Source organism: Bacillus sp. UNC125MFCrub1.1, from assembly GCF_000701305.1.
GTDB lineage: Bacteria > Bacillota > Bacilli > Bacillales > Bacillaceae > Bacillus > Bacillus altitudinis.
On sequence record NZ_JNIG01000011.1, the window covers coordinates 75,315 to 90,568 of the forward strand.

A 15,254-nucleotide genomic window follows, 5' to 3' on the forward strand; every position below is an offset into this window, starting at 1 on the left:
ACTGCGACTGCTGTAACGATTGTTACACCTAACAACAACTTTTTCATAAGATAACCTCCACTTTCTTTTGAAGTATTTGCGCATCGAATTTCTTTTCAAGAAAACGAATGGCATTTTGATAATCATTTCGTTCCTTGAAGTATTTCGATATTTGTTCAGACAAATCCTCAAGCTCCACATATAATCTATTTTTTTCTATGTAGTCTAATTTTTCAGAGAATACGTCTGCTGCTCCACTATTTTCGCACATCAAATCCAAAATTTCAAATTTTACTATATATTCATTATTTTGGATATCGCAGCTATATTGAATCCCCTCTTTAATATATTCTTTCGCCTCATGATCTCCTAAATGAACTAAGGCATTTGCGAGAACATATAAAGATTGGATGAAATAATGGCTATTGTCGCGATGAATTTGAATGCTCATCCCTTTTTTGGCGTATTGCGCACTTTTTTCATAATCAGGTTTTGCGTAATAAAGAACCGCTAAATTGTGATAGCACTTCCCAATCAGCACTTCATTGTTAATGCGCTTACTTTTCTCAAGTGCCTCTTGGTACTTTTCCTCAGCTTCATCAAACTGTAGTAAATCAATACAGTTGCTCGCATGTAAGATCAAGCTGTCAATCGCCTGTGCGGTATATTCTTCATGCGCTTTAAATGTATCAATGGCTTTTTTAATATGATTAATGGAAATGAAATTTTGCTTCAGTTCGTAATAAATGGAAGCGACTTTATGATGAAAAGTTCCGACTTCAAGATCTTCATTCACACGTTTTAGCCGCTGCTCAGCAATCTTATAAAAACTAATCGCCTCATCATATTTTTTGACATAGGCAGCATATTGGCCTTTATAAAAGTAAAAATAAAAATTAATAATGTCATCTGCTTTTTCATCCAGCGTTCCGACACTTTTCATAATCTGATTGGCTTTTTCAATATTTCCAAGTAACATTTCATGTCTGCCGTCGACTAGCTGATAATAAAGAAGAACTTCTCGATCCTCATCTGTATTTTTTAGCAAATTCTGAATTTTCTCTTTATAGACAGCAGATTTTTCTAGGTCATTCTGAGAAATGACCCTCGTCCACTTGCTAATTTCGTTCGCAACCTCAGCAGAGTGGATTTTCAGCTTTCCCATAACCTCACCCTCTTCTTTTCATTATTATAGCATAGTAAAAGAATGTGAAAATTATTAAATTCGACAATGGGAATATTCAGTTCAAATGGCACAATCTCTAAGAAGCCAGTGACTTTAAAACGCCAACCAATCAGGTCAATAGAAATAGAACTTTCGATCTCATTTACTTTATTTACTAATTACATAAGACCTTTTCCTCTCATCCTTTTTCTTACGAATGAGCGTTTTCTTCTTCTATAAGCCAATTGATTAGCGTAGCTGATTACCACTATTTTATGTCCTATTCATTTCTTTCATGCTTTATTTTTCATTTTATTCTGAAAATAAAGCGACCCGTTTGTCCAATTTAAACATTAAAGATGATTTTATCAACATAACCATTTTTTAGCAATATTTTACAAAAATAAAAAAACGCCTCATTGAAGAAACGTTTTTTTATGGACGTTGATTTTAGCTTGCTCTATGCTCTAAACGCAGACGATCAGCCACCATCGCAATAAATTCTGAATTGGTCGGTTTGGCTTTTGACATGCTGACTGTGTAGCCAAAGAGTGACGAAATGGAGTCAATATTCCCTCTGCTCCAAGCCACTTCAATGGCATGACGAATCGCTCGTTCTACCCTGCTGGCTGTCGTGTTAAATTTCTTTGCAATGTCTGGGTACAATACTTTTGTAATACTGCCGAGTAGTTCAATATCATTGTACACCATCGAAATGGCTTCTCTTAAGTATAAATAGCCTTTAATATGAGCTGGCACGCCAATCTCATGAATAATCGTCGTAATGCTCGCATCTAAGTTCTTACGTTTCGGTTCAGGTTTGCTGCGAAGGACACTGTTTTGGATAGATGAAGATCGATGGCTGACTTGTGTGCCGTTTCCACTGACTTGACGAATATGACCTACGAGGTTTTCCATATCGAATGGTTTCAAAATGAAATAGGATGCGCCCAAATCGACTGCTTTTTTCGTTACGTCTTCTTGTCCGAAAGCCGTCAGCATAATGACACTTGGCTGTTTGGTCATTTCATTGTTTTCACGGAGGCGTTCCAGTACAGCAAGACCGTCTAAATGAGGCATGATAATATCTAAGAGGAGAACGTCGGGCTCTTTATCTTTAAATAATGTCAGACATTCCTGACCATTATACGCCACGCCAAGTACTTCCATATCTTCCTGTCCCTCAATATACTCTGTCAAAAGGCCAACAAGTTCTCGATTGTCATCAGCTACACACACTTTAATTTTCTCCACGTTCTTTCCTCCCCAATGTCGATTCCTTAGTCTTTTGCATTTCTCTTCTGAGTGTTCAATTCGACAAAACCATGCTATCCCCTTTAAAAAAGTTTAATTTTCCGAATAATAGAGCATTATCTAGCTTTTTCTACGTTTTTCTTAATGAATCGACGATTATTGCAATTTGACAACACACTGTTTTCCATTTTGTCGAAAAATCTCTTTTTCCTTATTTTATAACATGATGGAAGAGAAAGAAAGGGTAGAAAAAAACTGCCGGAAGATTCGCGGCAGTTTTTCATCAGCTTGCTTTTTTGTTTTTTTGATAAAGGTCAATTCCTGCTTCTGACAGCATCCATTCAATGTGTACGCCGTATCCGCTTGTCGGGTCATTGACGAACACGTGAGTGACCGCTCCAATGACTTTGCCATTTTGGATGATCGGACTACCGCTCATTCCTTGAACGATCCCGCCCGTTTTGCTTAATAAGCGTTCATCTGTTACTTTAAGCACCATTCCTTTTGTTGCCGGGAATTTTTGTGGTGTTGTGCTGACGATTTTAATATCAAATTTCTCTACTTTATCATGGTCCACGACCGTTAATATTTCGGCTGGACCTTCTTTTACTTCATTTGATAATGCGACTGGAAGTGGTTTGTCTGCTACATGATTTTCAAGTTTTTCGGTTAACGTACCAAATATACCGAATGGACTGTTACGTGAAATATCACCTATCGTTTTTCTTTCGGAAGAAAACCTGGCCAATTTTTCTCCAGGGTTGCCTCCTGTCCCTTTTTCAATGGATGTGACAGTTGATCTGACAATTTCACCATTGTCGACCACGATTGGTTTTTTTGTATCCATGTCAGAAATCACATGCCCAAGGGCGCCATATTTTTTAGAAGATGGTTCAAAGAAGGTCATCGTCCCGATTCCTGCTGCGGAGTCACGAATATAAAGACCAATTCGATAAGTACCTTCACTTGAATCTTTAGCGGGTGTTAATGTCGTTTGAAAGGTTTTATGGTCTCTTTTTATGAGTAAATGAAGGGTTTCCCCCGTTTTTCCGGCTTTCTGAATAAATGGGGTGAGGTCATTCATCTTCTCCATTTTCTGACCATTGATCTCAATGATCATATCCCCTGATTGAATGCCTGCAGCTTCACCTGGTGATTTTTTGCCGTCTGCTGTTGTGATTTGATGAAAACCGACAACGAGAACTCCGACAGAGTGGAGTTTGACGCCAATGGATTGTCCTCCAGGAATGACTTTTAATTCGGGAAGAACATCGACTTTTGTTTTCTTAATAGGAAATCCTTTAAAATCATAAACAATTTCGGCTTTTCCCGCCTTTTGTCCCGTTACTTCAAGTTGATTCTTTTTCTCTGAAAGACTAAAGGCTGGTGAAGAAGCATTGGCTGACGCTTCAATGGATGTATCAATCGAATGCTTCTCGTGTTCAAATACTGCGACAGTTGTTGGAATGCTGATATATTCCTTCACTATGCTCATAAACCCTGTACTTATTAAAGAAACAAGGAGAATCACACCAATGGCTTTTCTCATCTTTTCGGGCATTCATTTTTCACTCTCCTCGCTCCTTACCCACACCAGAACATTAATGTTTTGGCTACATCTTTACTTTTGCCTTCTTAGCGAGGATTTATAACCGACACCTTTAGAAAATGATTGGATAAATTGATAAAAGAAAAAGACAATTTCATGCGTATATACGGCGAATATGAGACAATATAAAAAAGGCAGCTGTTGTTTCAGCTACCCTGTCGTTTTGACATCATTTGCTTGGTGCAGTAATTCTTTTGCATGCTGTTTTGTGAGCTCAGTGACTTCTACACCAGCAATCATTCGGCCAATTTCACTCACTTTTTCATCATCACTGAGTGGTTTGACGTTCGTCATTGTTCTGCCAGCTTTAGCGCGTTTAGAAATAAAAAGATGTGTATCAGCCATTGCTGCGACTTGCGGCAGATGGGTAATACAGAGTACTTGTGAGCCTGCTGCTACTTTATAAATTTTTTCAGCAATGGCTTGTGCGACTCTGCCGCTAACGCCCGTATCCACTTCATCAAATATAATGGACGTCACTTCTTGTTTCGCTGAGAAAATACTTTTCACTGCCAGCATGACACGTGAAATTTCTCCTCCAGATGCTACTTTTGACAAAGATTTCATCGGTTCACCCGGATTTGTTGAAATGACAAATTGCGCTTGATCTATGCCGTTTTTCCCGAGCTGTACGGGTTTTCCATCTAAAAGCGGGCAGTCCGTACTGCCAAAAGGTGCATATCGAATCGAAAAAGCGGTATCAAAAGAAGACTTCTCCATATATAAATCCTTCAATTCAGCTTGAATGTGCTTCGCCAGTTTTTTCGCCCATTTTTTACGGAGCTCTGACACGTTAAGCGCTTCAAGCAATGCATCCCGGCTTATCGCATCAAGTTTGTTTTTAAGTGTCTGCAAATGGCTGTCTCGATTTTGGATTTGGTCTATCTCCTCTTCAATCTTAGCCGCATATTCTAAAATTTCCTCAACGGTTGTGCCGTATTTTCGCTTCAGCTGCTTCATCTCATTTAGTCTAGACTCAATAAAATCAAGACGGGCTGGGTCAAATTCTAATTGATCAAGCATGCTGCGCATTTGAAAAGTAGAATCTTCTAATAAATAATAGGAGTTTGACACTTGCTCAGAGAGCTTTTTCAGATCGTCGTTGATCTCAGAAACTTGCTCAAGCTCGCTTGAAGCCATCCCAACCCAATCAAGTCCTCCCTGCTCATTACGCAGAGCATTATATGCGTTTTGAAGTGAGGAAAAGATTTTTTCAAAATTGCTGATTTGATGACGTTCCTCTTGAAGCTTCTCATCTTCCCCAGGCTCTAATTGTGCCGCTTCAATCTCTTCCAGCTGAAATTGCAATAAGTCTAACCGGTGAACCATTTCCTGTTCATTTTCAGACAGCTGTTTGAGTTTTTGCGCCGTCTTCATATATTGATCATACGCTTCTTGATACTGCGAGAGAGCAGGTGCAATTTCTTCTGCTCCAAATTGATCAAGCAAATGTAAATGATTTTCATCTTCCATTAACAGCTGATTATCGTGCTGTCCATGTATATCAAGCAAAAGACGGCCAACTTCTCTTAAAAGCGAGATGGTGACAAGCTTACCATTAATGCGGCAAATGCTTTTCCCGCTTTGATTGATATCACGGCGAAGAATCATCATTTCATCAGATGCATCAATTCCTTGCTCCTCGCAAAGAGCAAATACAGGATGATCTGCTGGTACAAGAAAAAGACCTTCCAGCTCTGCTTTTTTTTCACCATAACGGACAAATTCGGATGATCCTCTTCCCCCTACGAGAAGTGAGACAGCGTCAATCATGATTGATTTTCCGGCACCTGTTTCCCCTGTTAGAACTGTGAGTCCTTTTTCAAACGAAACCGTTAACTCCTCAATGATTGCAAAGTTTTTAATGGTTAGTTCTGCTAACACTCATTTGACACCTCTTTTTGTAAACCTGATCTCTTTATAGAAGTTCTAAAATTTTAGACGAAACGGTATCCGTATCATCTGGCGTGCGGCAAATGATTAAGATGGTATCATCCCCACAAATGGTTCCCATAATTTCTTCCCAATCTAAATTATCCATTAAAGCACCGATGGCTTGAGCGTTCCCAGGCATTGTTTTTAGAACGATTAAATGACTGGCAGCATCCATTTTAATAAATGCGTCCATTAAGGAACGCTTTAATTTTGATAGCGGGTTAAACCGCTGATCTGCAGGAAGGCTGTATTTATATGTTCCGTTATTTGTTGGCACTTTGACTAAATGCAGTTCTTTGATATCTCTTGATACGGTCGCCTGTGTGATGTTATATCCATCCGCTTTCAAAATATCGACTAATTCGTCTTGTGTTTCGATTTCTTGGCTTGCGATAATTTCTCTAATCTTAATATGTCTTTGACCTTTGTTCATTTTGACCCCCCTAGACGTTAGAATCTCAGTTTGTCTTTACGTTCTATGTTATATGATGCACACTTCAAAAAACAAGCATTACGTGAGAAACGGTCAATTCTGATCTTTTGACCATGTAAAAAGGAATAATAGCGAGCTATTATTCCTTTTGTTTCAATAATTCATGTGTCAGCCGGCTCAGGACTGTTTTTCTTTTCTTTCAATACGGCATGGGCTTCTTTGACGACTTTTTCAAGTTCAGATACTGGAAGTGCCGTATTCTCTTCTTGATCGGGATGCAGGACCAAGTGGAGGAGAAATTCGATATTTCCATCTCCGCCTGTAATGGGTGAAAACGAAACATCCTTTACATCATAGCCTTCTTTTGCAGCAAATTGATTCATTTCTTCTAGCACACCAAGATGTACAGAAGGTTCTCGCACAATGCCTTTTTTTCCAACAAGCTCTCTGCCCGCTTCAAACTGCGGCTTCACTAGCGCAATACAGTCGCCGCCTGGGATAAGAATATGCTTTAATGCGGGCAGAATGAGTTTGAGCGAGATAAATGATACATCAATAGATGCAACCTCTGGTAATCCTTCGGTGAAATCTGCCGGAACAGAATGGCGGAAGTTGGTGCGTTCCATGACGATCACCCGATCATCCTGTCGTAATTTCCACGCAAGCTGATTGTAGCCAACATCCACAGCATAGGATTTGACTGCTCCATTTTGGAGTGCGCAATCTGTAAATCCCCCTGTTGATGAGCCGATATCAATTAAAAGCTTTCCTTCAACGGTTAAATCAAATTCTTGAAGTGCCTTTTCGAGCTTTAGCCCACCTCGGCTGACATATTTCAGCGGATTCCCCTTCACAGTCAGCGGGGTATCACGAGCGATTTTTTCTCCTGGCTTATCCAAACGGTTTTCATTTGAATAAACGATCCCTGCCATAATGGCGCGTTTTGCTTTCTCTCTCGTTTCCATTAGTCCTTGTTCGACTAATAAAACGTCAAGTCGTTCTTTCTTTGATGTCATGATCCAATTCCTTTTCTTGGTGCTGCGGGAAGCAGGTCACGTAACGTTTCAGCAACCTGCGTTTTCGTCAGTCCAATTTCCTCAAGTAGCGCATCGACACTTCCATGCTCAATAAATTCATCTGGAATGCCCATACGTTCTACTTTTATATGAGACGCTTTTTTGTCGTGAATATATTCTAATACGCTGCTGCCAAATCCACCTTGAAGCACCGCTTCTTCTATTGTTAAAATTGGCAAACCTTCAGACAGTATCTCATTTAACATGCCTTCATCAAGAGGCTTAATGAAACGTGCATTGACAACACGGATTGATTTACCTTCTTTTTGCAGTTCTTCTGCTGCCTGCAGCGCCATTTTAATGGTTGTACCGAATGTTAAAATGACAGCATCTTTCCCGGGACGAAGAACTTCCCAAGAACCAATTGGGATGGTTTTCAGCTGTTCATCCATTTTGACGCCTAGTCCATTTCCACGCGGGAAGCGCATGGCGATTGGACCATCATCATATTGAATGGCTGTGTTGACCATATGCTGTCCTTCATTTTCATCCTTTGGCATCATGAGAACCATATTCGGCATATGACGCATGAAAGCAATGTCAAACACACCTTGATGTGTTTCTCCATCTGCACCGACAAGACCTGCACGGTCAATTCCAATGAACACATTGAGATTTTGACGGCAAATATCATGCAGCACTTGATCATAGGCTCTTTGAAGGAACGTTGAATAAATCGCTAAAAATGGCTTCATGTCCTGTGTAGCAAGTCCGGCTGCCATTGTTGCAGCGTGCTGCTCTGCAATTCCAACATCAAACATTCGCTCAGGGAATTCTTTTGCAAATCCTTCAAGCTTTGAGCCAACGGGCATTGCAGGTGTAATCGCGACAATCCGCTCATCTTCCCGTGCAAGCTTTCTGACGGTTTCACTGACGAGACCACTCCATGACGGTGCAGCTGCTGTCGGTTTTACAAAGTCACCTGTGTCGATTTTGTATGGGCCTGTTCCGTGCCATGTGCCGATCTTATCAGATTCGGCCGGCTTATAGCCTTTTCCTTTTTTCGTGATGACATGAAGGAGAACCGGGCCTTTTGTTTTCTTTGCGTATTCAAGATTCTCAAACAAATCTTCATAGGAATGTCCATCTACTGGTCCTAAGTAAGTAAAGCCCATTTCCTCAAAGAACATACCAGAAACAAGCAAATATTTCAGACTGTCCTTGATACGTTCTGCTGTTGCAGCAAGCTTCCCACCTACTGCTGGGATACGCTTGAATAAATATTCAAGCTCGTCCTTTACCCATTGGTATTTACCAGCTGTACGTAGTCTGCCAAGCATTGTATGGATCGCACCAACGTTTGGCGCAATACTCATTTCATTGTCGTTTAAGATCACAATCATGTCTTTTTTTTCATCCCCGATATGGTTCAGTGCTTCTAACGCCATACCGCCGGTTAGTGCACCATCGCCGATAATCGGGAGAATGTATTCATCTGTTCCTTTAATGTCACGCGCTGCCGCCATTCCCATTGCACCAGATAATGAGGTTGAACTGTGTCCAGTCTCCCAAACATCATGTTCACTTTCATTTCGTTTGGGGAAACCGCAGAGCCCTTTATATTGACGAAGCGTATCAAACTCGGCGCCTCTTCCAGTTAACAGCTTGTGAACGTAAGATTGATGTCCAACATCCCAAAGAAATTTGTCTTTCGGGCTGTCAAATACTTTGTGAAGTGCAACAGTAAGTTCAACGACACCAAGGTTTGGACCAATGTGCCCACCAGAGTTCGCTAACGACTCAATTAAAAACGTGCGAATGTCCGCACTCAGCTCCTCTAATTCTGCATTTGACATTCCTTTTAGAAACGTTGGATTTTTTATTGATAAAAGATCCAATCAGGATCAACTCGCTTTCAACAAAATTTCTATCTACATATATAATGCCTTATTCCTATGAAAACCAATTCAGGAATAAGAGTTGTCTCATCATGATAAACTGTTTACAGTTTACCACAATTGCTCGAGGACCCTCAAATCTAGGCTGTTCTTAGTGATCTCGTGAGGCAATCAGATCGCATAAATCATGCAGCAAGTTTTGCTCCAACTCAAGATTTGAGACAATTTCTTTCGCACGAGTGATATGTTCATCCAGCTTTTCTTTTGCTCCTGAAAGCGTTAATAAAGAAGGATATGTCGACTTTTCATTTGCTGTATCGGAGCCGATCCGCTTTCCTATTTTCTCTTCGCTGCCTTCAAGATCTAAAATATCATCACGGATTTGAAAAGCAATGCCAATATGATAGCTGAATTCTCTCAGCTTTTCGATCTCATCATCAGGTGCACCTGCCAGTATCGCACCAGCAACCACACTAAAGGTGAGTAGCTTTCCTGTTTTGCGGGCATGAATCGATTCTAATTCAGAAAGAGGGATTTGTTTCTGTTCTGCTTCCATATCATCAAATTGCCCGCCAACCATTCCGAGTGCACCTGCTGATGTAACAAGTTCATCGATGATTCGAAGCTTTTGATCAGCAGGTACATCGTCAGATAATTGCGATGTGATCAGACGGAAGCTTTCAGTGAGCAGCGCATCACCTGCAAGAACAGCTGTTGCCTCGCCGTATACTTTATGGTTGGTCGGCTTTCCTCTGCGCAGATCATCATCGTCCATACAAGGAAGATCATCATGTATCAACGAATACGTATGAATCATTTCCACTGCACAGCCTACTGGTATACCGTCTTCTTCCCTTTTTCCATACGCATTTAAAAGAGCAAGAACAAGCACAGGACGCAGTCTTTTTCCGCCAGCTTTCAGAGAATAAAGCATAGAAGATTTCAGCTCTTCTGGAATAGACAATTCCTGCACATATGTAAATAAATAATCTTCAATTGCTTGTTTTCGTGTTGTTAAAAATTCGTTTAAGTTACTTGTCACCAGCATCTGCCTCCTTCACTGAAAAAGGAGCCAGTTCACCGTCCTCTTTTAAAATGAAATCCATTTGCTTTTCAACATGCTGTAATTTTTCATGGCAAAGTTTTGAGAGCGTCATACCCTCTTGGAAATAGTGGATAGCTTGTTCTAGCGGTACATCGCCTTCTTCGAGCTTTCCCACAATCTCTTCAAGTCCTTTCATGGCCTCTTCAAATGTCATTTGTTCTTCTTTTTGTTTATTTGATTCTGTCATGATGATTGCCCTCCTTCTCAATAACCTCACAAATCAGACGTCCATCCTTCATTGTAATCGTCAGTTGATCCTTCGTTTCTACTTGATTCACACTTTTAATGAGCTCATCTTCTTTATAGGCTAAACTATAGCCTCTTTCCATGACTTGAAGTGGATTTAATGCATTTAGTTTACCAAGAACCGATTGGAACTGCGAATGAATTGTTTTCATTTGCACATTCATGCTCCGAACGAGCTGTTCTGTTTCATTGGCGTGACGTTTTTTCGCCTGAAGCAGCTGCTCTTTTGGATGAAGCGGCTTCAGTCTATATGTTTGGCGGTCAAGTTGACTGCGTTTTTGTTCCATTTGTCTTGTCAGCTGTTTTTGAAAACGATCAAATACCATATCAAATTGCTGCTCTTTTTGCTCTTGTAATCGCTTTGGAAAACGGAAAGCATAAGAGGATTGAAGTGCCACAAGACGGTCTTTTGCTTGTGACGTTCGATTTTTCACCGCTCTTGTTAACCGAATGTCGATTGATTTGATTCGTTCAATTAAATCAGCGGTGCTTGGAACAGCTAGTTCTGCTGCTCCTGTTGGTGTGGGTGCTCTCATGTCTGCAGTGAAATCACTAATGGTAAAGTCTGTTTCGTGCCCAACTGCAGAAATGATTGGAATGTCTGATGCGAAGATCGCTCTTGCGACTGCTTCTTCATTAAAGGCCCAAAGTTCTTCAATCGATCCTCCGCCTCTCCCGACAATCAAGACATCACAAAGCTGTTTTTCATTGGCTTCTTTAATCCGTTCCACAATCGAACGCGGAGCATTTTCTCCTTGGACTAATGCCGGAAGCACAATGATCTTGGCCTGCTGATAGCGCCGATTGATCGTGGTAATGACATCTCGAACAGCTGCTCCTGTTGGGGATGTAATGACACCAACAACCTCTGGAAATTCAGGAATTGTTTTTTTATAGCGCTCATCAAATAAGCCTTCACTTGCTAGTTTCTTCTTCAGCTCTTCATAGGCAAGATGAAGAGCACCAACACCATCAGGCTGCATTTCTTTTGCATATAATTGATAGCTTCCGCTCGGTTCGTAGACTTGAATTCCGCCACGTACGAACACTTTCATTCCGCTCTTTGGTGAAAAAGGCAGCTTGGACGCGGAGCGCTGGAACATAACAGCTTGCATACGTGCATTTTCGTCCTTTAAGGTGAAATAAACATGACCTCTTGAATGAATCTTCACATTTGATAACTCACCTTTGATCCAAATATCTTCTAAATGAGGGTCAACATCAAATTTTCTTTTTATGTATTTTGTAAGGGCTGTGACCGTCACAAAGGCTTTTTCACTCATGACGTATTCCTCCTCTTCAAAAACGCACATTCATCCACCGGCAGCACGCAGGTGGATGAATGGATCAAGCTTATGATAATGTACGTTTTGCTGATTTAACCGTATTGTGTGCAAGCATCGTAATTGTCATTGGACCCACTCCGCCAGGGACTGGTGTGATGTAAGAAGCTTTTTCTTTTGCTGCTTCAAAGTCAACGTCCCCTACAAGTTTCCCCGTTTCTAGACGATTGACTCCTACATCAATGACAATCGCGCCTTCTTTAATTTGGTCAGCTTTAATAAAGTTTGCTCGACCGACGGCAACAACTAAAATGTCCGCTTTTAACGTATGTTCTGAAATGTTCGCCGTTCTTGAATGACAGTAGGTGACGGTTGCATTTTCGTTTAATAGCAATTGTCCAACTGGTTTGCCGACGATATTGCTTCGTCCTACAACGACCACTTCTTTTCCAGAGAGATCCACACCTGTTTTGTTCAATAATTCAACAATACCAGCTGGTGTGCAAGGGAGGAATGTGTCTTCTCCAAGTAGCATTTTCCCGATATTCAGCGGATGAAAACCATCTACGTCTTTCTCTGGTGAAATTCGTTCAATGACGGCTTTTTCAGAAATATGTTTTGGCAGTGGAAGCTGAACAAGAATTCCGTGGAATTGATCATTTGCATTGTACTGATCAATCATCTTTAGCAATTCCTCTTCTGTTAAAGAAGCATCTAAATGATCAAGCTGGAAATGCATGCCCATGGCTTCTGCTGCTTTTTTCTTCCCGCGTACGTAAGAAAGTGAAGCCGGATCATCACCGATTAGAATAACGGCAAGACCAGGTGTGACTCCTTTTTGTTTTAGCTCTTCTACTTCTTTTGCTAATTGTTCACGCTTTTCTTTTGCTGTTTCTTTCCCATCGATGATTGTTGCTGTCATGTCGAATCCTCCTATTACTGCTTTAGGTCGTTTTTAATGTTTGAAAGTACACCATTTACAAATTTCGGCGCCTTATCGTCACCGAACAATTTAGCAAGTTCAATGGCTTCATTCATTGAAACACTCACCGGGATATCTTCTTGATATACCATTTCGTACACAGACAGCCTTAAAATGGCTCTGTCTACGTTCGCAATACGATCAAGTTTCCAATTCACAAGATGCTGTGAAATCATGTCATCGAGCTTGTCCTTTTGTTCGAGCACACCGAAAACCAGTTCCTCGAAAAAAGGATCTGATTCTTGTTCATCCAGCGCATGTGTAATGGCCTCTTTCGGATCAATATTGCTGACATCAATTTGAAATAATGTTTGTAGCGCCTTTTCTCTTGCAGTTCTTCTTTTCATTATTTACTCCTTTAACCACTTTATCCGCTTGTCGTTAAGCCATACAGAGATCATAACATATTTTGACCGCAGTCGCACCAAGATCCATGCGAGCTGTGACGAAAAACGAATCACTCCATGCGTGACGTAATCATCATGTGGAATTTTCCCAAAAATGGGCTTTAAAAAACCAAAGAGGCAATGCCTCCTTGGTTTCACTTCAACCATTTTTACATTTCTTGATCAACTTCAGCTTCAGCTGTTTTTGTATCAAATTGAATGCCGACGACATGAATGTTGATTTCATTAATCGTTAAGGCCGTCATGTTTAAAAGGGTTTGACGGATATTTTCTTGAACAGCAGTGGATACCTTTGGAATGGATAGGCCAAATTCAACCACACAATACACATCAATTGTGATGCCTTCATCAGAGACATCTACTTTCACACCTTTACGGTGATTTTTCTTCCCAAAGCGTTCTGCCACATCAGCAGCGAAGTTGCCGCGCATTTCCGCAATTCCTTCGACCTCTGATGCAGCGATCCCAGCAATGACTTCAATCACTTCTGGCGCAATTTGCACTTTTCCCAATTGATCTTCATCAAGGTTCATTTCAAGCAAATTGTTTTCTGACACGATCATTCACCTCCGAAAGCTGTTATTATTTCATAATTTGATACGTTTCTAAAAACTTCGTATTAAAATTACCGCTCACAAATGTTTCGTGCTCTAGTAATCTGAGGTGGAATGGAATCGTTGTGTAGACTCCTTCAATGACGAATTCTTGAAGCGCACGTTTCATTCTTGCTATTGCTTCTTCTCTCGTTTTACCATATGTGATCACTTTCGCAATCATACTATCGTAATATGGCGGAATCACATAACCAGGATAAGCGGCAGAATCAATACGTACTCCTAAACCGCCTGGCGGAAGGTACATTTTAATTTCACCAGCAGAAGGCATGAAGTTTTTCTCAGGGTTCTCTGCGTTAATACGACATTCAATCGCCCAGCCTTCGTATACGACATCCTCTTGCGTAAGGGAAAGCTTTTCACCTGAAGCTACTTTGATCTGTTCTTTGATCAAATCAACACCAGTGACCATTTCCGTTACAGGATGCTCTACTTGGATACGTGTATTCATTTCCATGAAGTAAAACTTCTCTTCATTATAATCGTAAATGAATTCAACCGTTCCGGCACCTGTGTATTCAACAGCTTCGGCTGCTTTTACGGCAGCTTCACCCATTTGCTCACGAATATCTGCATTTAGTGCAGGTGATGGCGTTTCTTCCAGAAGCTTTTGCATTCTTCTTTGGATAGAACAATCACGTTCACCTAAGTGAATGGTATTCCCATGCTGATCAGCAAGGACTTGAATTTCAACGTGTCTAAAGTCTTCAATGAATTTCTCCAAATAGACACCTGGGTTCCCGAAGTTTTGTGCTGCTTCCTGCTGCGTGATGGTGACACCGTTAATGAGCTCTTCTTCTGTGCGAGCCACACGGATACCTTTACCACCGCCCCCTGCAGTTGCTTTAATAATGACAGGATACCCAATACCAGCTGCTGTTGAAACAGCATCATCAAGATCTTTTACAATTCCTTGAGAACCAGGGACAATTGGAACACCAGCTTGCTTCATTGTTTCTCTTGCCACATCTTTCGTTCCCATTTTGGAAATTGCTGACGCAGTTGGTCCAACAAAGATGACATTACATTCCTCGCAAAGCTCTGCAAAGTCTGCATTTTCAGCAAGGAAACCATATCCTGGATGGATGGCATCTGTACCTGTTAGTTTTGCCACACTGACAATATTTGTTACATTTAAATAACTATCTTTTGAAGCAGTCGGTCCGATGCAATATGCTTCATCAGCCATTTGAACATGCAGCGCATCACGATCCGCTTCAGAAAATACCGCAACTGTTTCAATTCCAAGCTCTTTACAAGCACGGATGATTCTAACTGCGATTTCTCCTCTGTTTGCAATTAATAGCTTTTTAATCATGATCGTACTC

Annotated in this window: 14 protein-coding genes; all 14 read right to left on the minus strand. The window is 40.9% G+C overall.

Annotated features, from left to right (window positions below; translation table 11 throughout):
- Nucleotides 1-43: 43 nt before the first annotated feature.
- Nucleotides 44-1,144 carry a Rap family tetratricopeptide repeat protein gene (locus N521_RS07755; protein WP_019743381.1) on the minus strand — a complete coding sequence of 367 codons (1,101 nt, stop codon included), beginning with the start codon at nt 1,142-1,144 and terminating at the stop codon, nt 44-46.
- Nucleotides 1,145-1,594: 450 nt separating this feature from the next.
- On the minus strand, nt 1,595-2,398 hold the full coding sequence (spo0A, locus tag N521_RS07760; protein WP_008342226.1) for a sporulation transcription factor Spo0A: 804 nt from the start codon (nt 2,396-2,398) through the stop codon (nt 1,595-1,597).
- A gap of 283 nt (nt 2,399-2,681) precedes the next feature.
- Nucleotides 2,682-3,959, minus strand: coding sequence for a SpoIVB peptidase (gene spoIVB / locus N521_RS07765; protein WP_017367575.1), 1,278 nt, complete (start codon nt 3,957-3,959; stop codon nt 2,682-2,684).
- Nucleotides 3,960-4,157: 198 nt separating this feature from the next.
- A complete protein-coding gene (gene recN / locus N521_RS07770) occupies nt 4,158-5,891 on the minus strand; it encodes a DNA repair protein RecN (protein WP_035390783.1) in 1,734 nt (577 codons plus the stop codon).
- A 34-nt stretch (nt 5,892-5,925) separates the two neighbouring features.
- Nucleotides 5,926-6,375, minus strand: a complete 450-nt coding sequence (gene ahrC, locus N521_RS07775) for a transcriptional regulator AhrC/ArgR (protein WP_007501163.1) — start codon at nt 6,373-6,375, stop codon at nt 5,926-5,928.
- 161 nt (nt 6,376-6,536) lie between these two features.
- Nucleotides 6,537-7,391, minus strand: a complete 855-nt coding sequence (locus N521_RS07780) for a TlyA family RNA methyltransferase (protein WP_007501164.1) — start codon at nt 7,389-7,391, stop codon at nt 6,537-6,539.
- Nucleotides 7,388-9,289, minus strand: coding sequence for a 1-deoxy-D-xylulose-5-phosphate synthase (gene dxs, locus N521_RS07785; protein ID WP_007501165.1), 1,902 nt, complete (start codon nt 9,287-9,289; stop codon nt 7,388-7,390). The genes N521_RS07780 and dxs overlap by 4 nt, the downstream gene beginning before the upstream one ends.
- A gap of 151 nt (nt 9,290-9,440) precedes the next feature.
- Nucleotides 9,441-10,337, minus strand: a complete 897-nt coding sequence (locus N521_RS07790) for a polyprenyl synthetase family protein (protein ID WP_206761467.1) — start codon at nt 10,335-10,337, stop codon at nt 9,441-9,443.
- Nucleotides 10,321-10,581, minus strand: coding sequence for an exodeoxyribonuclease VII small subunit (locus N521_RS07795; protein WP_003215880.1), 261 nt, complete (start codon nt 10,579-10,581; stop codon nt 10,321-10,323). The genes N521_RS07790 and N521_RS07795 overlap by 17 nt, the downstream gene beginning before the upstream one ends.
- A complete protein-coding gene (gene xseA, locus N521_RS07800; protein ID WP_017357964.1) occupies nt 10,565-11,923 on the minus strand; it encodes an exodeoxyribonuclease VII large subunit in 1,359 nt (452 codons plus the stop codon). Before xseA ends, N521_RS07795 begins: the two co-directional genes overlap by 17 nt.
- Before the next feature lie 70 nt (nt 11,924-11,993).
- A complete protein-coding gene (folD, locus tag N521_RS07805) occupies nt 11,994-12,845 on the minus strand; it encodes a bifunctional methylenetetrahydrofolate dehydrogenase/methenyltetrahydrofolate cyclohydrolase FolD (protein WP_007501171.1) in 852 nt (283 codons plus the stop codon).
- A gap of 14 nt (nt 12,846-12,859) precedes the next feature.
- On the minus strand, nt 12,860-13,252 hold the full coding sequence (nusB, locus tag N521_RS07810) for a transcription antitermination factor NusB (protein WP_008342218.1): 393 nt from the start codon (nt 13,250-13,252) through the stop codon (nt 12,860-12,862).
- A gap of 209 nt (nt 13,253-13,461) precedes the next feature.
- On the minus strand, nt 13,462-13,869 hold the full coding sequence (locus N521_RS07815; protein ID WP_017357965.1) for an Asp23/Gls24 family envelope stress response protein: 408 nt from the start codon (nt 13,867-13,869) through the stop codon (nt 13,462-13,464).
- A 25-nt stretch (nt 13,870-13,894) separates the two neighbouring features.
- Nucleotides 13,895-15,244, minus strand: a complete 1,350-nt coding sequence (gene accC, locus N521_RS07820; protein ID WP_008342217.1) for an acetyl-CoA carboxylase biotin carboxylase subunit — start codon at nt 15,242-15,244, stop codon at nt 13,895-13,897.
- Between the last annotated feature and the right edge of the window lie 10 nt (nt 15,245-15,254).